Origin of the sequence: Sinomonas terricola, assembly GCF_034931225.1 — a bacterium.
GTDB lineage: Bacteria > Actinomycetota > Actinomycetes > Actinomycetales > Micrococcaceae > Sinomonas > Sinomonas terricola.
Genome location: NZ_JAYGGQ010000014.1, coordinates 142,714 through 160,945, shown reverse-complemented (window position 1 = coordinate 160,945; position 18,232 = coordinate 142,714). Strand labels below are relative to the sequence as shown.

Below are 18,232 nucleotides of genomic sequence, written 5' to 3'. Positions count from 1 at the left end.
CAAAAAAATGGCGTCGATCAAACATGGCACGCTATTGAGTTCTCAAACAACAGGCCCCCCGAGTACATCCACCAGGCAAAACCCGGTATATCTCCCCGAAGCAACTTCTCAACCCTACCCACCCAGTCGGGCGGAGTCAAACCGGCCTGTCGGGCCGATGCGTCCGCACCAGTGAGCATGGGATTCTGTCGCGCCCCTCTCGGTGGCGCGGGATAACACTATACCACCGTCGCCGGACGAGTGCCAACGCCCTCGCAAGCCCGCTTGCCTCGCCTCGCGTACGTCGAAGACCCACCGCAGGAGGAGACCACCTAGGGGAGGGCGAAGGCCCGGAACCACGTGGGTTCCGGGCCTTCTCCAGCACCGGTGCCGGGCCGCCGGGCAGGGCCACTCCTCAGCACAAGCGGGTCGTCACTCCTGCGGCACGGGTTCGAGGTAGACGACTCCGAGCGGCGGGAGGGTGAGGGTCGCGACGGCCGGCTTGTCGTCCCACTCGCGGTCCTCAGCCATGACGAGGCCGCCGTTCGTCACGCCCGAGCCTCCGAATTCCGTCTCGTCCGTGTTGAGCACCTCGCGCCACGCGCCAGCCTGCGGCAGGCCCACGGCGTAGTCGAGATGCGGGTGCCCGGCGAAGTTGGCGAGGCACACGAGCGGTGCACCGTCCTTCGACCACCGCACGAAGGAGAGCACGTTGTGGTCCCCGTCGTCGCCGCGGATCCACTCGAATCCCGCGGGGTCGTTGTCCTGCGTGAACAGGGCGGGAGTCCTGCGGTAGATCGTGTTGAGCTCGGCGATGAGTCGCTGGAGCCCCTTGTGCGGCTCGGTGTCGGCGAGCCACCAGTCGAGTCCGTGCTCCTGGTTCCACTCCCCCTCCTGGCCGAACTCGCAGCCCATGAAGATGAGCTGCTTGCCGGGATGCGCCCACTGGAAGGCATAGAACGCCCGCAGGTTCGCGAGCTGCTTCCACCGATCGCCCGGCATCTTGCGCAGCATCGATCCCTTGCCGTGCACCACCTCGTCATGGCTGATCGGCAGGAGGAAGTTCTCGCTGAACGCGTACATGATCGAGAAGGTGATCTTGTTGTGGTGCCAGCGCCGGTTGACCGGATCCTCTTCCATGTACTGGAGCGAGTCGTGCATCCAGCCCATGTTCCACTTGAGACCGAAGCCGAGGCCGTTCATCGACGTCGGCTTCGTGACGCCGGGGAACGCCGTCGATTCCTCGGCGATCATGACGATCCCGGCGTTGCGCCGGTACGCGGTCGCGTTCGCCTCTTGGAGGAACGAGATCGCCTCGAGGTTCTCGCGGCCGCCGAATTGGTTCGGCCGCCACTGCCCCTCCTCGCGCGAGTAGTCGAGGTAGAGCATCGACGCCACGGCATCGACGCGGAGACCGTCGACGTGGAACTCCTCAAGCCAGTACAGGGCGTTCGCGACAAGGAAGTTGCGCACCTCGGTACGGCCGAAGTTGAAGATGTACGTGCCCCAGTCCGGATGCTCGCCCTGCTGTGGGTCGGCGTGCTCGTAGAGCGCCTCGCCGTCGAAGCGGGCGAGGGCCCATTCGTCCTTCGGGAAGTGGGCAGGAACCCAGTCGACGATCACGCCGATGCCGGCCTGATGGAGCTTGTCGACGAGGTAGCGGAAATCGTCCGGGTGGCCGAAGCGCGAGCTCGGCGCATAGTAGGACGTGACCTGGTAGCCCCACGAGCCGCCGAACGGGTGCTCGGCGACGGGCATGAACTCGACGTGGGTGAAGCCCATCTCGGTGACGTAGTCGACGAGCTCGGTCGCGAGCTCGCGGTAGCTGAGCCCCGGGCGCCACGAGCCCAAGTGCACCTCGTAGACGCTCATGGGCGAGTTGTGCGGATCCTTCGCGGCCCTCGCCGCCATCCACTCCTGGTCCTTGAACGCGTAGCGCGACTCGACGACGCGCGAGGCCGTGCGCGGCGGCACCTCGGTGCCGAACGCCATGGGGTCCGCGCGCTCGACCCAGTGGCCGTGCTTCGTGAGGATCCCGAACTTGTAGCACGCCCCTGCTACAACGCCGGGGATGAAGACCTCCCACACACCCGACGAGCCGAGGCTGCGCATCGCGTGCTCGCGGCCGTCCCAGCCGTTGAAGTCGCCCTTCACCTGCACCGCCTGGGCGCTCGGCGCCCACACCGTGAACGCCGTGCCCTCGACGTCGCCGAGCACCGAGTGGTAGCGCTGCACCCGCGCTCCGAGGGCCTTCCAGAGCTCCTCGTGCCGGCCTTCGCCGATGAGGTACAGATCGAGCTCGCCCACGGTCGGCAGGTAATGGTAGGGATCGTCGGCCTCGACCACGTGTCCCTCGCCGTACTCGATCTCAAGACGATAGTCGGGCACCCCGCCGTCGGACGTTGCGGGAAGCGTCACGACCCACACGCCGTGGGCCTCGTGCCGCATCGGCACCCGACCCTCCGGGGTGACGACGACGGCGCCCGTCGCCAGATGCTTGACGGTACGGATCGTCACCGACCCGTCCTCGGCGAGATGCGCGCCGAGCACGGCGTGCGGTGCATGGAACGCCCCGGCGGCGACGCGGCCCAGAACGTCGTGGGGAACGGGAATCGGGGCGGCGGAATCCGCGAGGCCCCCGGCGTGGGCACCCTGCTGTTCAGTGTGCTCTGTCACGTCATTCTCCTCTCCTGGGCGGCGGAACGCCGCCCCTTCTGCAGGTCCATCTGGCCCCGCGGTCTGGATGGGCTCCCCTTCGGGGACGTAGGCGCCGAGCGCCCTCCGCACAGCCCGGAGCGGAATCTCGGCCCACGCGGGGCGATTCCGCTCTTCGTACGCCACCTCATAGAGGGCCTTGTCGAGCCACAGGGCGGCAAAGAGGGGTCCATCGAGGGGCCCGGCCTGGGGAAGCACGTCGCTGTACCCCTCCCAGAAGGCCCCCGACGCGTCATCGACCCACCCCAACGGGACGCGCGCGGCAGGGACCGTGCGCTCCGCGGCTCCCGCGGCGTAGTCGAACGAACGGAGCATGCCGACGACGTCGCGCAGCGGCAGGTCGGGGCGGCTCCGCTCCGAGACAGGCCGGAGAGGCTCGCCCTCGAAGTCGAGGATCGCGTAGGGACGCTCGGCGTGGCCCGGGAAATGGAGGATCTGTCCGAGATGCAGGTCGCCGTGGACTCGCTGGACGCGCAGCCCCGAGGCCTGGCCCGCGAGGGTCTCGAGGAGGCGTTCGAGCGCCGCGTCGGGTAGCCCGACGCTCTCCCGAACCTCGTCCCAGGCCGCGCGCAGCCTCGATGCGAGCCCGCCCACGAACTCGGCGGCGGCGTCGTCGTCGAGCTCTGCGCTCCCAAGGCTCGCCTCGAGCGCCCCGTGGACGCGCGCCGTCGCGGCGCCGAGCCCACGCGCGTGCGCCGTGAAGTCCTCGCCCTCGGCGGCGGCGTCAAGCGAGAGCTGCCACAGGTCCTGGCCGCCGGGCAGGAATTCATGGACGACGGCGAGCTGGCCGCGCGCGCTTCCCTCGCCGCGGTGGCTCCACGCGCCGTCGACCCAGCCGAGGGTCGCGGGCACGTCTCCCGAGCCGGCGCGCGCGAGGGCGGCGCCGAGCTCGACCTCAGGGTTGAGGCCGTCGGCCGGCTGCCGCAGGACCTTGACCATCGCGGCCCCCGCATCCGAGCGGACGATGATCGAGCTGTTGGACTGTTCGCTTGAGAGCACGGTGCAGGACAGCTGGCCGGCGGGGAGCGTGCCCGCGCCGCTCGTACGCCCCCACGCGGGCCCCGACTTCGCCGGGCCGCCCGAGCCGATGAGGGCGAGGAGCGCGCCGAGGAAGGCAGGATCGTGCACGCCGTCGTAGATCCAGCGCGCCCCGAACGCCGAATGCTCGCTCCGGCCGATGAGCGCGTGCCCGGCGCCTGGGAGGGGCTCCGCGCGATACGTGAGCGGAACGTTGAGCGTGGCCTCGATGCGCCCCGCCCGGACCCGCACGAGGTAGATCTCGACCTCGGCGTGCCCGTCCGGATCCTCGAGCCGCACCCCTCCGGCCCGCGAGAACTCGGCCTGCCGGCCCTTTGCGGGGTACCAGCGCTGCGAGGGGAGCCATCGCTCGAGCAGTTCGGCGATGGGAGGCGTGAGCGTGGCCTCGGCTGCGTCCGTCATTCGATGAGCTCCCCGAGGTGCGGCCTCGGGCCCTCGCCCGGGGTGATGATGGGCATGGCCTGTGTGAAGGGGCTGCTCGGAACGCTTCCCGCGCTCCGGATGCGCAGCCAGTAGTAGCCGTGCGGGCCGAGCGTCACGTGGAACCGCCCGTCCGCCCCGATCTGCGAGAATGGCTCGCCGCCGAAGAGGTCGCGCAGACCGCGCCCCTCATAGCCATTGAGGTCGAGGAAGGCGGCCACGGGGTGGCCGGACAGGTTGAAGACGCACAGGACCGTCTCCTCCTGCTCGCCCGGAACGTCGCCCGCGCGGAGCTCCCGGACGAAGGCGAGGACCTGGTCCGCGTCCGCGTTGATGTTCCGATAGCCCCCGAGCCCGAAGACAGGATGCCCCCGGCGCACCCCCAGGATGTTCCGCGTCCACCGCAGGAGCGATCCGGAATGCGCCATTTCGGCTTCGACGTTGGCCATCGAATAGTGGTAGACGAGCGACTGAATGGTCGGGAGGTAGAGCTTGCCGGGATCGGCGACGGAGAAGCCCGCGTTGCGATCGGGATTCCATTGCATCGGCGTGCGCACGGCGTCGCGGTCCTGGAGCCAGATGTTGTCCCCCATACCGACTTCATCGCCGTAATAGAGGAACGGGCTTCCCGGGAGGGAGAGCAGCAGGGCGTTGATGAGCTCGAGCTCGTGGCGCGAATTGTCGAGAAGCGAGGCGAGGCGGCGGCGAATGCCGATATTCGCTCGCATTCGCGGATCGGACGCGTACCAGCCGAGCATGGCCTCGCGCTCTTCGATCGTCACCATTTCGAGCGTGAGCTCGTCATGGTTGCGCAGGAAGGTGCCCCACTGGGCGCCGCGCGGGATATTCGGCGTATCGATCATCGTGTCGATGATGGGCCTGGCCCGTTGGTCGCGCAGCGCGTAGTAGAGCCGCGGCATGATCGGGAAGTGGAACGCCATGTGGCACTCCGGGGCCTCCTCCGTGCCGAAATACTCCACGACCTCGTGCGGCGGCTGATTCGCCTCGGCGATGATGATGCGGCCCGGATACTTCTGGTCCATCATGGCGCGCAGCTTGACGAGGAACTCGTGGGTCGCCGGGAGATTCTCGCAATTCGTCCCGTCCTCCTCGAAGAGGTAGGGAATCGCGTCGGCCCGGATACCGTCGACGCCCTGGTCGAGCCAGAATTTGAAGACGTCGAAGACGGCCTCGACCACCGCCGGGTTCTCGAAGTTGAGGTCCGGCTGATGGCTGAAGAAGCGGTGCCAGAAGAACTGCCGCCGGATCGGATCGAACGTCCAGTTCGACTCTTCCGTGTCGATGAAGATGATGCGCGCGTCGGTGTATTTCTGATCCGTGTCGCTCCACACGTAGAAATCGCCGTACGGGCCCTCCGGATTCCGCCGGGACTCCTGGAACCAGCGGTGCTGGTCCGAGGTGTGGTTGAGCGGGAGGTCGATGATGATGCGGACGCCACGCGCGTGGGCCTCGGCCACGAGCCGCTGGAAATCGCTGATCGAGCCGAATTCCGGGAGAACCGACTCGTAGTCGGAGACGTCGTAGCCGCCGTCCCGCAGCGGGGACTCGAAGAACGGCGGCAGCCACAGGCAGTCCACGCCCAGCCACTGGAGGTAGTCGAGCTTGTCGATGAGCCCCTGCAGGTCTCCCGAGCCGTCGCCGTTGGCGTCGGCGAAGGCTCGCACAAGAACTTCGTAGAACACGGCCTTCCGATACCAGTAGGGATCGTGCTGGAGGCCTGGCGCGCTCACGAAAGTCTGTTTCGCCTGCTGGCCGAGATTCATCTCCGCGTGCTCCTTCCGACGGCTCTGGCTGACGGGACCGGGCAGTGAGGCTACCGTAACGCCCTCGATCCGATGCGGCTAGCATCGCCGGGCGCTTGCCTCCATTGCGGCCTAGCGGCGCACGTGCAGGATGTGGGCGGGCTCGACGTGGGCATCGAGCCGCACGTAGTTGTCCTCGCCCCATTGCCAGCTCTGGCCCGAAATGAGATCGTCCACGCGGAACTTCCCGTCGGCGTCGAGGAGCCACGGATCGATCTCGAGCGATTCGAGGTCGAGGTGGACGGAGCTCGTGCGCGTGCTGTGCGGGTCGACGTTGACGACGACGATGACCGTATCCTTCGAGCCGTCGTCGAGAACCTTGTGCTTCGAATAGACAACCGTCGCGTCGTCAGTGCTCGAATGCAGCGTGAGGTTCTGCAGGTCGCCGAGTGCGGGGTGGGCGCGACGGATCTCGTTGAGCCGCGTGAGGTACGGCGCGAGGGAGCGGCCCTCGGCCTCGGCCTGGCCCCATTTGCGATCCTTGTACTCGTACTTCTCGTTGTCGATGTACTCCTCGGCGCCCGGACGGGCGACGTGCTCGTACAGCTCGTACCCGGCGTACACGCCCCACGTCGGGGCCGCCGTCGCGGCAAGGACCGCACGGATCTTGAAGGCTGGCCGCCCGCCGAACTGAAGGTATTCGGTGAGGATGTCCGGCGTGTTCACGAAGAGGTTGGGGCGATAGAACGGCGCCCACTCCTTCGAGATCATCGTGAAGAACTCCTCGATCTCGGCGCGCGTGTTCCGCCACGTGAAGTACGTGTACGACTGCTGGAACCCGGCGCGGCCGAGGGCCTTCATCATGGCGGGGCGCGTGAAGGCCTCCGCGAGGAACACGACGTCCGGATCGGTCTCGTTGACCGCACCGATGAGCCACTCCCAGAACCACACGGGCTTCGTGTGCGGGTTGTCGACACGGAAGATCTTGACGCCGTGGTCGATCCACAGGTTGACGATCCGGAGGACCTCCTTGCACAGGCCCTCGGGATCGTTGTCGAAATTGATCGGGTAGATGTCCTGGTACTTCTTCGGCGGGTTTTCGGCGTACGCGATCGAGCCGTCGACGCGGGTCGTGAACCACTCGGGATGCGCCGCGACCCAGGGGTGGTCCGGGGACGCTTGGAGGGCAAGGTCGAGCGCGACCTCGAGGCCGAGCTCGTTCGCCCGCGCGACGAACGCGTCGAAGTCGTCGAACGTCCCAAGGTCGGGGTGGATCGCGTCGTGCCCGCCTTCGGGCGAGCCGATGGCCCACGGCGAGCCGGGATCGCCCGGGCCCGCGTGCAGGGTGTTGTTCGGGCCCTTGCGGAACGCGACGCCGATCGGGTGAATCGGCGGCATGTACAGGACGTCGAAGCCCATCGCCGCCACTGCCGGGAGGCGGTTCATGGCGCTGCGGAACGTGCCCGACGTCCACTGGCCCGTCTCGCGGTCGCGCCACGCGCCCTCCGAGCGCGGGAAGAACTCGTACCACGAGCCGCGGCCAGCCCGGTCCCGTTCGACAAGCAACGGGTACCGCTTCGTCGCCGTCACGAGCTCGAGGATCGGGAGGCGGTCCACCGCGGCGAGGACCTCGGGCGACTCGCCGGCCGCGAGGCGCTCCTCGACGGAGCGGGACGTGTCCGCGAGGGCCTGGGCGGCCGCGCGGAAGGTGGCACGGTCCTCCTCGGGGCGATCGCCGTCGTCGGCCGCCCCGCCCAGGAGCTTGGCACCCTCGGCGAGCATGAGCTCGATGTCGATGCCCGCCGCGATCTTGACGTCCGCATTGTGGTGCCACGTCCCGTAGCGGTCGTGCCACGCCTCGATCGCGAACGACCACTGCCCCGGCTTGCCCGGAGTCAGGACCCCGCTCCAGCGGTCGAGGCCCTGGCCGAGCGGCGCGAGGCGGACGCGCTGCTTCTCGCGGCCGCGCGGGCTGTAGAGGACGGCGGAGACGCCAAGAGCGTCGTGCCCTTCACGCGTCGCAGTCGCGGAGACGACGATTCCCTCCCCCGGAAGGGCCTTCGCCGGGAACAGCCCATCCTCGACCACGGGCGAGACATCCGTGATCGGGAACCGGCCGAAGCGGAGGTTGTCGGGAAGCGCGGGGTCGAGTCCAGGCACAGCGGAGTCCTTTCGCGGCGGTCACGACGCCGCGGCTCACCCGCCGCGGGCCGATTCATGCGCCACGATAGCCCCCGCACCGCTGTAATGCGAAGGACATGACGCGGTGACCCGCGCGTCACCAAGGCGTCCATGCGTCATTCACCCGCTCGTTACCCGAGGGCATGCAGCAACATGGTGGCCTCGGATAGGGTGGCGCTCGTGAAGGCCATCCGTCGGTTCACTGTCCGCACCGTCCTGCCCGAGCCGATTGCCGCGCTGGGGACCCTCGCGACCAACCTGCGCTGGTCGTGGCACCAGCCCACCCGGGAGCTCTTCGAAAGCCTCGATCCCGTGCTGTGGGAGGAGAGCCGCCACGATCCCGTGGGCTTCCTGGGTTCCGTCACGCGCGAGAAGTTTGCGGCACTCGCCGAGGACCCCGACGTCGTCGGGCGCATCGCCGCCGCCAGCGAGGACCTGCGCCGCTACCTCGAGGACCCGCGGTGGTACCAGTCGCTCGGCGAGGACGTGCCGCGCCGCATCGCCTACTTCTCCCCCGAGTTCGGCATCACCGAGGTCCTCCCCCAGTACTCGGGCGGTCTCGGGATCCTCGCGGGCGACCACCTCAAGGCGGCCTCGGACCTCGGCGTGCCGCTCGTCGGCGTCGGGCTTCTCTACCAGTCCGGCTACTTCAAGCAGGCCCTCTCGCGCGACGCCTGGCAGCAGGAGACCTACCCCGTCCTCGACCCGGACGCCCTCCCGCTCACGCTCCTGAAGGAGGAGGACGGCTCGCCCGCCGTCGTCACGCTCCCCCTGCCCAACGGCCGCAAGCTGCACGCACATATCTGGCGCGCCGACGTCGGCCGCGTCCCGCTCCTCCTGCTCGATTCGAACGTGCCCGCGAACGACGACGGCGCGCGCACCATCACGGACCGCCTCTACGGCGGCGGCGGCGACCACCGCCTCCAGCAGGAGCTCCTGCTCGGCATGGGCGGCGTCAAGGCGCTGCGCACATTCGAGCGCCTCACGGGAGGGCCCGCGCCGGAGGTGTTCCACACGAACGAAGGCCACGCGGGCTTCCTCGGGATCGAGCGCATCCAGGAGCTCATGTCCGGCGACGAGCCGCTCAGCTGGGACGAGGCGCTCGTCGCGGGCCGCGCGTCGACTGTGTTCACAACCCACACCCCGGTCGCGGCGGGCATCGACCGCTTCGACGCCGCCCAGATCAGGTACTTCTTCGACGCGGGCCTCGCGCCCGATGTGCCCACGGGCAAGATCCTCGAGCTCGGCCGCGAAAGCTACGACGGCGGGGACCCTGCGGTGTTCAACATGGCCGTCATGGGCCTGCGGCTGGCCCAGCGCGCGAATGGCGTCGCGAAGCTGCACGGCGAGGTCTCGCGCGAGATGTTCGCGGGGCTCTGGCCCGGATTCGACCATTCCGAAGTGCCCATCACGTCGGTCACGAACGGCGTGCACGTGCCGACGTGGGTCGACCCGTCCGTCACGGGGATGGCGGACATCATGGCCCCGGGTTCGGGGGTCGGCGGTCGTTGGGACCTCGTCTTCAACGTGGGCGACGAGGAGATCTGGGCCGTGCGCCGCAGGCTGCGCGAACGCCTGGTCGAGGACGTGCGACGGCGTCTGCGCGCGTCGTGGAAGAAGCGCGGCGCCGCGGACGCCGAGCTGGGCTGGACCGAATCCGTGCTCGACCCGGACGTGCTCACGATCGGCTTCGCGCGGCGCGTGCCCACGTACAAGCGCCTCACGCTCATGCTGCGCGACCCCGCGCGGCTCAAGCAGCTCCTGCTCGACCCCGAGCACCCGATCCAGATCGTCATCGCAGGCAAGTCCCACCCGGCCGACGACGCGGGGAAGAAGATGATCCAGGACCTCGTTCGCTTTACAGACGATCCGGACGTGCGGCACCGGATCGCGTTCCTGCCGAACTACGACATCGCCATGGCCCGTACTCTCTTCCCGGGCTGCGACGTGTGGCTCAACAACCCGCTCCGCCCGCTCGAGGCCTGCGGGACGTCCGGCATGAAGGCCGCGATCAACGGCTCGCTCAACCTCTCGGTGCTCGACGGCTGGTGGGACGAGATGTTCGACGGCTCGAACGGCTGGGCCATCCCGACCGCGAGCGACAAGGCGAGCCCGCACGAGCGCGACGACGTCGAGGCGGCCGCGCTGTACGACCTCATCGAGAACCAGGTCGCGCCGCGCTTCTACGGCTCCTCGGGCAAGGGCGCGGGGGCCGACTCTGCCGGCGCGGCGGGCCCGTCGACCGAGCGTGCCGACGGCGTGCCGACCCACTGGATCTCGATGATCAAGCACACGCTCTCCCACCTAGGCCCGGCCGTCTCGGCCGATCGCATGCTCGGCGACTACGTGCGCGCACTCTACACGCCCGCCGCGAAGTCTGGGCGGGCGGCCCGCGCGGACGGCTTCCGGCAGGCCCGCGAGCTCGCGGCGTGGACGAAGCACGTGCGCACGAACTGGTCGCAGGTGCACGTTGAGCACATCGAGTCGAGCGGGCTCTCGGAGGTCCCGCAGATCGGCGATCACCTGCGCGTCAACGCGTACCTCAACCTCGGCGTGCTCAACCCGGCCGACGTGCTCGTCGAGCTCGGCTACGGGCGGGTCGACGAGAGCGACGACCTCACCGACACGCGGATCGCCGAGCTCGACGCAGTGCAGAACCTCGGCAACGGGCGCTACCTCTACAGCGGGACGGTCACGATCGAGCACTCGGGGCCGTTCGGGTACACCGTGCGCGTACTGCCCAAGCACGAGGCGCTCGCGTCGAAGGCCGAGCTCGGGCTCGTGGTCAACGCGGGGTGAGCCCGCCCCGCAGAAGCGTGCGCTATTTCAGGGCGTCTTGCCGTACGGCGTCTTGAACCGGAGCGGACGCGCCTGCGCGGGGCCCCCAGCCGCCTCCTGGGGCCCCGGCCCCCCATACCGGGCCCGGTAGATCGAGACCGACCACGGCTCGGCGACGTCGGCCTGGCCGCTCGCGAACACCGTCCCGATACGCTGCTCGCCCCGTGGCGCGGTCGAGTAGCGGAGCTCGAACGCGAAATCGTGGTCGAACGCCTCCGGGAACACGAGATCCTCGGCCTCTGCCCCGCCGTTGACCACGACCAGCCCGTCGAGGTAGCCCTCGCGCGAGCCGAGCAGGAACTGGAGCACGCGGTGATGCGGGCTCTGCCACCGATCGGGGTCCATGGGCCGCCCGTCGGCGCCGAACCAGTGGAAGTAGTTGCTCTCCTCGCGTGCGGGGTAGCTCGCGGGCTGCCGCTCGAGGAAGTCGCGCCGGATCCGGATGAGCCAGCGCGTATGGTCGAGCATCTCGCGGCCCGCCGTGTCGAGGTTCCAGTTGAGCCACGTGAGCTCGTTGTCCTGGCAGTACGCGTTGTTGTTGCCCTGCTGCGTGCGGCCGAACTCGTCGCCCGCCGTGATCATCGGGACGCCGAGGGAGACCATGAGCGTCGCCATGACATTCTTCGCCGTCTGGGTGCGGGCCGCGATGATCGACTCGACCTCGGTGCGGCCCTCGAAGCCGTGGTTGTAGGAGCGGTTGTGCGTTGCACCGTCGCGGTTCTGCTCGCCGTTCGCCTCATTGTGCTTGCGGTGGTAGGACGTGAGGTCGGCTAGCGTGAAGCCGTCGTGGGCGGTCACGAAGTTGATCGACGCGATGGCCGTGCGGCCCGAGGCGGCGAAGAGGCCGTGCGAGCCCGAGAGGACGTCGGCGAGCCGCGCCGTCGAGCCGCCGAGCTCGCCCGCATCGATCGCGCCGTGGTCCGAGAGCCAGAAGTCGCGCACGGTGTCGCGGTAGTGGTCGTTCCAGTCAGCCCAGCCCTGCGGGAACCGGCCCGTCTGCCAGCCGCCCATGCCGACGTCCCACGGCTCGGAAATGAGCTTCGCGCGCGAGATCACGGGGTCCGCGGCCGCCGCGACGAGGAAGGGATGGAGGGGCGTGAACTGGTGCTGGGCGTCGCGGCACAGCGTCACGGCGAGGTCGAAGCGGAAGCCGTCGACCTGGAACTCCTCGATCCAGTACCGCAGCGAATCGAGCGCGAACTGCACAACGCGCGGGTTCCCGAAGTCGAGCGTGTTGCCGCAGCCAGTCGTGTCGATGTACCGCCCTTCCGGGTCGGTCCGGTAGTAGAAGCGCTCGCCGAGGCCGCGGAAGCTGAACGTCGGCCCGTCGGGGCCTTCCTCCGCCGTGTGGTTGTAGACGACGTCGAGGATCACCTCGATGCCGGCCGCGTGCAGGAGCTTGATCATGCCCTTGAACTCGTCCTGGACCCCCTGCGCGCCCGCCTCCCGCGCGGCCGCGGTCGCGTAGGCCGGATGCGGGGCGAAGAACGCGGCGGTGTTGTAGCCCCAGTAATTCGTAAGACCGAGGTTCTGGAGGTGCGTCTCATCGAGGTGGAAATGCACCGGGAGCAGTTCGATGGACGTGATGCCGAGCCGATTGAAGTGCTCGATCATGGCGGGGTGGGCCATGCCCGCGTACGTTCCGCGGAGGTCCTCGGGGATGTCCGGATGCCGCATGGTCTGACCGCGGACGTGGGCCTCGTAGAGGATCGTGTCGCGCCAGGGCACGCTCGGCTTCGCGACACCGCCCCAGTCGAAGTGCTCGTGGACGCGCACGCCCATGACCAATTCGCGGTCGTCCCCGGTGGGGTCGGGCAGTTCGACGACGTCGACCGCGCGCGCGTACGGGTCGAGCAGGAGCTCGGCCTCGCCCGGTCCCGGCACCACGCCGTCGCCCGTGGAGCGCGCCGCGAACGCGTACCGGGTGCCCTCGGGCATGCCAGCCACAAGACCGTGGTGGACCCCGTCCGTGTACTCGGGAAGAGGCTCCTTGCGCCATGCCCCCGCGCCGTCGAGGTAGTGCACGTCGACGGCGTCGAGCCCCGGCGCGTACACGGCCAGGTTGACCGTATGGGTCGCCTGCTGCTCGGCGCTGCGGGCAGGAGTCAGCCCGAGCGGGAACGGCTGCGATGGGGTGACCACGAAGGCCAGCGGCATCGTCATGTTGCTGCTCATTAGCGCTAATCCTACGGGCGCGTCATCCCGAGGCTGGGGTCAGCCTGGGATTCCGGACTCAATGAGTCGACGGTTCACGAGCACGGGGAGCGTGCGGCGGGCTTCCTCGACGGCCGCAAGATCGAGGTCCGCGTAGAGGATTTCGGGGCCGTCGCCCGCGCGCTCGACGAGGTTGCCGTAGGGGTCGACGACGGCGCTGCGGCCGATGCCCGTCGGCGCACCCGGGCGGGCCGCGGCTGCCGCCTCTGGTCCAGCGGCCGCGGGGTCCGACTGACCGCATGCGAGCACGTAGCTCGTCGTATCCACGGCGCGGGCACGCACGAGGAGATCCCACTGCTCGGCCTTGCCCGGGCCCGCGCCCCACGATGCGCACACTATCTGGACCTGCGCACCCGCCGCGGCGTTCGCCGTGAACAGCGCGGGGAAGCGCACGTCGTAGCACGTCGCGAGACCGAACGTCACGCCGTCGACCGTGAACCGCACGGCCTCGGTGCCCGGGGTGACCGTGTCCGACTCCTTGAAACCGAAGGCGTCATAGAGGTGGATCTTGTCGTAATGTGCGTCGGTCCCGCGGCCGTGGACGAGGAGCGTGTTGCGCACCGTGGTCGTCGCTGCGCCCTTGTCCCCCGGCGTGAACATGCCGGCCACGACGACGACGCCGGCCTCGTCCGCGGCGGCGCGCACCGCCGTCGCCCATGGACCGTCGAGCGGCTCGGCGATGTCCACGAGAGAATTGCCGAACGCGCGCATGCTCGCCTCGGGGAAGACGACCACCTCGGCACCACGCCCTGCCGCCTCGCGGATCCGTGCGCGGAGGAGCTCGAGGTTGGCCTCGAGGTCGCGGCCGGTCGTGAGCTGGACGAGGGCGACGCGCATCGGGGTCACCTCGTCCCGGCGCGCCGCGTCGAGACCTCGTAGAGCGAGATCGCGACGGCCATGCCCGCGTTGAGCGACTCCATGTGCGAATCGATCGGGATCGAGACGATCTGGTCGCACAGCTCGCGCGTGAGCCGCGAGAGCCCCTTGCCCTCCGAGCCGACGACGACGACGATCGGCTCGGTCGCGAGCGCGAGGCCCGGAAGCTGCACGTCGCCCTCGCCGTCGAGGCCGAGCACGAAGTAGCCCGCGTCCTTGGCCTGCCGGAGCACGGTGTTCAGATTCGCGGCCTTCGCGACCGGGACGCGCACCGCGGCGCCGGCGCTCGTCTTCCAGGCCGCGGCCGTCATGCCGACGCTGCGGCGCTCGGGCACGATGACACCCTGGCCCGAGAACGCCGAGACCGAGCGGATGATCGCGCCGAGGTTGCGGGGGTCCGTGATGCCGTCGAGCGCGACGAAGAGCGGGGTGGCCGCGACATGGCCCTTCTTCCACTTCTCCGACGTCTCTTCGAGGAGCTCGAACGCGTCCGGGTACTCGTACTGCGGGACCTGGAGCGCGAGGCCCTGGTGGATCGCGTCGCCCGTCATGCGGTCGAGCTCGGGCTTCTGGGCCTCCATGAGCGGGATGCCGGCCTCGGCCGCGAGCTTCATGGACTCGCGCACGCGATCATCCATCTCGATGCGCACCGCGACGTAGAGCGCCTTCGCCGGTACGCCCGCGCGGAGCGCCTCGACGACCGAGTTGCGGCCCGTGACCATCTCCTCAATGCCCTTGGGCCGCCCGGTGCCGCGGCCCTCCGCGAGCCGGCCGGCCTGGCCCTGGCGCTTGGCAGCCGAGCGTTCCGCGAGCTCCTTGGCGCGGTGCGCCTTGTGGTAGACGCGGTCCTCGGCCTTGGGTGTGGGCCCCTTGCCCTCGAGGGCCTTGCGGCCGTGGCCGCCCGTGCCGACGCTCGGGCCCTTCTTGTTGGTCTTGCGTGCGCCGGGGCGCCCGTTGGCGGCCATCTATGCTCCCGTTCCGGTCGTGGTGGTCTGTGGTTGGGCGAGGCTCCACGTGGCCCCGTCCGCCGAATCCTCGACTGCGATGCCCGCGGCCGCAAGCCCGTCGCGAATCGCGTCGGCGGCGGCCCAGTCCTTGGCCGCGCGAGCCTCCGCGCGGGCCTCGAGACGCGCCTCGACGAGCGCGCCCAGCGCGCGGAGGGCGGCGTCATCGTGCTCGGGGATGCCGCGGCCCGCGGCGTCGAGGCCGAGGACGGCGGTCATGGCGAGGACCTCGCCGAGCGCGCCGCCCGCCGCGACCAGATCCCCGTCCGCGAGGGCCGTGTTGCCCCGGCGCACCGTCTCGTGGAGGGCGGCGAGCGCCTGCGGGATGTTGAGGTCGTCGTCCATCGCGGCCCCGAACGAAGCCGGCACGAGGCCCATCGAGGCCTCGGGGACCTTCGCCGTCGCCTTCGCGATGAAGCCGTCGATGCGCTCGACGGCGGCCGCGGCCTCCTGGAGGGACGTCGGACGGTAGTCGAGTACCGAGCGGTAGTGAGCCTGGCCGAGGTAGTAGCGGACGACGCGCGGGCTAGCGAGGGCGAGCATCTCCGAGGGCGAGACGACGTTGCCGATGGACTTCGACATCTTCTCGCCCTCATACGTGACCATGCCGTTGTGCATCCAGAAGTTCGCGAAGCCGTCCCCGGCCGCCGCGGACTGGGCTAGCTCGTTCTCGTGGTGCGGGAAGCGCAGGTCGAGGCCGCCGCCGTGGATGTCGAAGCGGGTGCCGAGATACTTCGTGGCCATGGCGGAGCATTCGAGGTGCCAGCCCGGCCGGCCGCGGCCCCACGGGCTCGGCCAGCTCGCCGTCTCGGGCTCGCCCTCCTTGTAGCCCTTCCATAGCGCGAAGTCGCGCGGGTCCCGCTTCCCCCGGGGATCGGCATCCGTCGCCGCCTGCATGTCGTCGATGCTCTGACGGGTCAGCGAGCCGTACGCGGGCCACGAGCGGACGTCGAAGTACACATCGCCGGAACCGTCGGCAGCCGGGTACGCGTGGCCGCGCTCGATGAGCCGGGCGATGAGCTCGTGCATCTCGGTGATGTGGCCCGTCGCGCGGGGCTCGTAGGTGGGTCGCTGGACGCCGAGCGTCTCGTAGGCGTCCTCGAACTCCTGCTCATACCGGTACGCGAGGGCGAACCACTGCTCTCGCGGGATATACGAGTTCTCGGGGACGAAGCCCGGCGCGAATGAATCAGCGCTCTTCGCGAGGATCTTGTCGTCGATGTCCGTGACGTTGCGCACCACGACCGTCTCGTAGCCGCGGTACTGGAGCCAGCGCGTGAGCTGGTCGAAGACGATCGCGGAGCGCACGTGACCCACGTGCGGCGAGCCCTGCACGGTCGCGCCGCAGTAGTACACGGTCGCCTGACCGGGCACGAGCGGAACGAAGTCGCGGACTTCCTGGGTGGCGGAGTCGTAGAAGCGCAGGGTCACGGGATAAGCGTATCGGGGTGGGAGGGGCGGGTGAGCAGCGGCGCGGGTGGGCGGTAGCGAGCTCTAGCCGCCGCAGACCTTGCCGATGCTGTTGAGGGCGTCGCCCAGCTGCTTCTGCTGGTCCGCCCCGGCGACGCCCGTCGCGGAGTCGGCGACCTTCTTCTCGAGGTCCGCCATGGACTGGATGAAGCCGGCGATCGAGGGGTCCACCTTCTTCGCCAGGTCCGCGTAGTGGTCAGCGATCTGCTTGGCCTGCTGGAGCTGGGTTCCCGTCGGCTTGAACGTATCCCCCGTGAGGTACTTGCAGCTGTCCTGGACGTTCATGCGGCCGTCTCCGCCACATGCCGTGAGCAGCATCGTGGCCGCGACGACGGCGGCGAGCAGGCTTCTCTTCATGCGGGATCTCCTAGCGATGGGGCGGAACGGCCTACCAGTCTACTAGATCGGGTAGACCAAGGCTGTTGCGACGGCGGCCACGCCCTCGCGGCGACCCGTGAATCCGAGGTGGTCGCTCGTCGTCGCGGACACGCTTACGGGTGCGCCCGCCGCTTCGGTGAGAACGCGCTGCGCCTCGTCGCGGCGGGGCGCGAACACCGGTCGCTGCGCGATGAACTGAACCGCGATGTTCCCGATCTCGAACCCGGCCGCGCGGACGATCCGTGCAGCTTCCGCGAGCAGGCGCGTCCCCGAGGCTCCTGCATAGTCGGGGCGGTCCGTGCCGAAGTGCGTGCCGAGATCGCCGACTCCGGCCGCGGAGAACAGCGCATCCGCGGCTGCGTGGGCCACGGCGTCCCCGTCCGAGTGGCCCGAGAGTCCGCGCTCGCCCTCCCACAGGAGGCCGGCGAGCCATAGGGGCTGGGGGGCATCGTCGGGCGCGTAGGCGTGCACGTCGACGCCGATTCCGGTGCGGGGGACGATCATCGAATCTCCTCTTGTCGCGCCGCCTGCGTATTCTCCCGCTCGTCGCGGACAAGCGTCTCCGCGAGCTGGAGGTCGAGTGGCGTCGTGATCTTGAACGAACGCGGGTCTCCGGGAACCACGTAGACGGGGAGGCCGAGGGACTCGACGAGCATCGCGTCGTCCGTGACGGCCTCGGCCCGCTCGCTCGGCCAGCCGTCAGCGAGTTCGTGCGCGCGGCGGAGGGCCTCCGCGTCGAAGCCCTGCGGAGTCTGCACGGCCCGCAGCGCCTCGCGGGCCAAGGTTCCGGTGACAACCTCGCCGGCCCGCGCGTCGTCGTCCGTCGTCTTGGCGACGCTCTTGATCGTGTCGACGACCGGTACCGCGGGGATCACCGCCGCGGCGCCCGCTGCCAGCGCGGCGGCAACCCTGCGGAAGACGGCCGACGGCGTGAGGGGCCGGGCGGCGTCGTGCACGAGGACGCGTTCCGTTCCCGGGAGTAGCGCGGCGAGGGCGGCCCGAACCGAGTCGGCGCGGGCGGCGCCGCCGTGGACGACCGTGATCGCGGGCTCGCCGCGGCTTGCCTTGAGGTTCTCCCCGACGGCTCGGCACAGGCCGCTCAGCGCGATATCCCCTTGGGGGACGGCGACGATAATCTGCCGCGCGACGTCCGAGGCGAGCACTCCCCGCAGCGCGTGGCCGAGGAGCGGCTCACCCGCGAGCGGCACGAGCGCCTTGGGGATTCCGTGGCCGAGCCTGGTCCCCGCCCCGGCAGCGACGATGACGACGGCGACGGCGGGCTTCGCCGGTTCGGCTCGCTCGGCGTACTCGGGCGGGGCAACATCGGCGGCGGGAGTCACGGAGCCAGCCTAGCGC

The 18,232-nt window shown here is 69.6% G+C and carries 11 protein-coding genes; 1 reads left to right on the top strand and 10 read right to left on the bottom strand.

Features of this window, described 5'->3' with window-relative positions; all coding sequences use genetic code 11:
- Positions 1–411: 411 nt before the first annotated feature.
- The 3 genes from glgB to SPF06_RS17295 all read right to left on the bottom strand — a co-directional run bounded on the left by glgB (position 412) and on the right by SPF06_RS17295 (position 8,075).
- The gene (glgB, locus tag SPF06_RS17305) at positions 412–4,134 is read right to left on the bottom strand and encodes a 1,4-alpha-glucan branching protein GlgB (protein WP_323280378.1); all 3,723 of its coding nucleotides are present in this window, start codon (positions 4,132–4,134) and stop codon (positions 412–414) included.
- Complete coding sequence (gene treS / locus SPF06_RS17300) at positions 4,131–5,936, bottom strand: maltose alpha-D-glucosyltransferase (RefSeq protein ID WP_323280377.1); 1,806 nt, start codon at positions 5,934–5,936, stop codon at positions 4,131–4,133. Before treS ends, glgB begins: the two co-directional genes overlap by 4 nt.
- A 111-nt stretch (positions 5,937–6,047) precedes the next feature.
- The gene (locus tag SPF06_RS17295; protein WP_323280376.1) at positions 6,048–8,075 is read right to left on the bottom strand and encodes an alpha-1,4-glucan--maltose-1-phosphate maltosyltransferase; all 2,028 of its coding nucleotides are present in this window, start codon (positions 8,073–8,075) and stop codon (positions 6,048–6,050) included.
- Between the two features lie 201 nt (positions 8,076–8,276).
- On the opposite strand from SPF06_RS17295, the gene glgP reads away from it, so the two are divergent.
- The gene (glgP, locus tag SPF06_RS17290; protein ID WP_323280375.1) at positions 8,277–10,895 is read left to right on the top strand and encodes an alpha-glucan family phosphorylase; all 2,619 of its coding nucleotides are present in this window, start codon (positions 8,277–8,279) and stop codon (positions 10,893–10,895) included.
- 27 nt (positions 10,896–10,922) lie between these two features.
- Here the strand turns inward: glgP and glgX are convergent, their stop codons facing one another.
- The 7 genes from glgX to ispD form a co-directional block, all read right to left on the bottom strand.
- A complete protein-coding gene (glgX, locus tag SPF06_RS17285; protein WP_323280374.1) occupies positions 10,923–13,109 on the bottom strand; it encodes a glycogen debranching protein GlgX in 2,187 nt (728 codons plus the stop codon).
- Between the two features lie 39 nt (positions 13,110–13,148).
- On the bottom strand, positions 13,149–13,985 hold the full coding sequence (locus SPF06_RS17280; RefSeq protein ID WP_323280373.1) for a carbon-nitrogen hydrolase family protein: 837 nt from the start codon (positions 13,983–13,985) through the stop codon (positions 13,149–13,151).
- Positions 13,986–13,990: 5 nt separating this feature from the next.
- Positions 13,991–14,989: a 23S rRNA (guanosine(2251)-2'-O)-methyltransferase RlmB gene (gene rlmB, locus SPF06_RS17275; protein WP_323280372.1), complete on the bottom strand. Its 999-nt coding sequence runs from the start codon at positions 14,987–14,989 to the stop codon at positions 13,991–13,993.
- On the bottom strand, positions 14,990–16,459 hold the full coding sequence (cysS, locus tag SPF06_RS17270; RefSeq protein WP_323280371.1) for a cysteine--tRNA ligase: 1,470 nt from the start codon (positions 16,457–16,459) through the stop codon (positions 14,990–14,992). It lies immediately after the preceding gene.
- A gap of 63 nt (positions 16,460–16,522) precedes the next feature.
- The gene (locus SPF06_RS17265; RefSeq protein ID WP_323280370.1) at positions 16,523–16,855 is read right to left on the bottom strand and encodes a hypothetical protein; all 333 of its coding nucleotides are present in this window, start codon (positions 16,853–16,855) and stop codon (positions 16,523–16,525) included.
- A 42-nt stretch (positions 16,856–16,897) separates the two neighbouring features.
- Positions 16,898–17,380 (bottom strand): 2-C-methyl-D-erythritol 2,4-cyclodiphosphate synthase, encoded by a 483-nt coding sequence (gene ispF, locus SPF06_RS17260; protein WP_323280367.1) that lies wholly within the window; start codon positions 17,378–17,380, stop codon positions 16,898–16,900.
- Positions 17,377–18,216 (bottom strand): 2-C-methyl-D-erythritol 4-phosphate cytidylyltransferase, encoded by an 840-nt coding sequence (gene ispD, locus SPF06_RS17255; RefSeq protein WP_323280365.1) that lies wholly within the window; start codon positions 18,214–18,216, stop codon positions 17,377–17,379. The genes ispF and ispD overlap by 4 nt, the downstream gene beginning before the upstream one ends.
- Between the last annotated feature and the right edge of the window lie 16 nt (positions 18,217–18,232).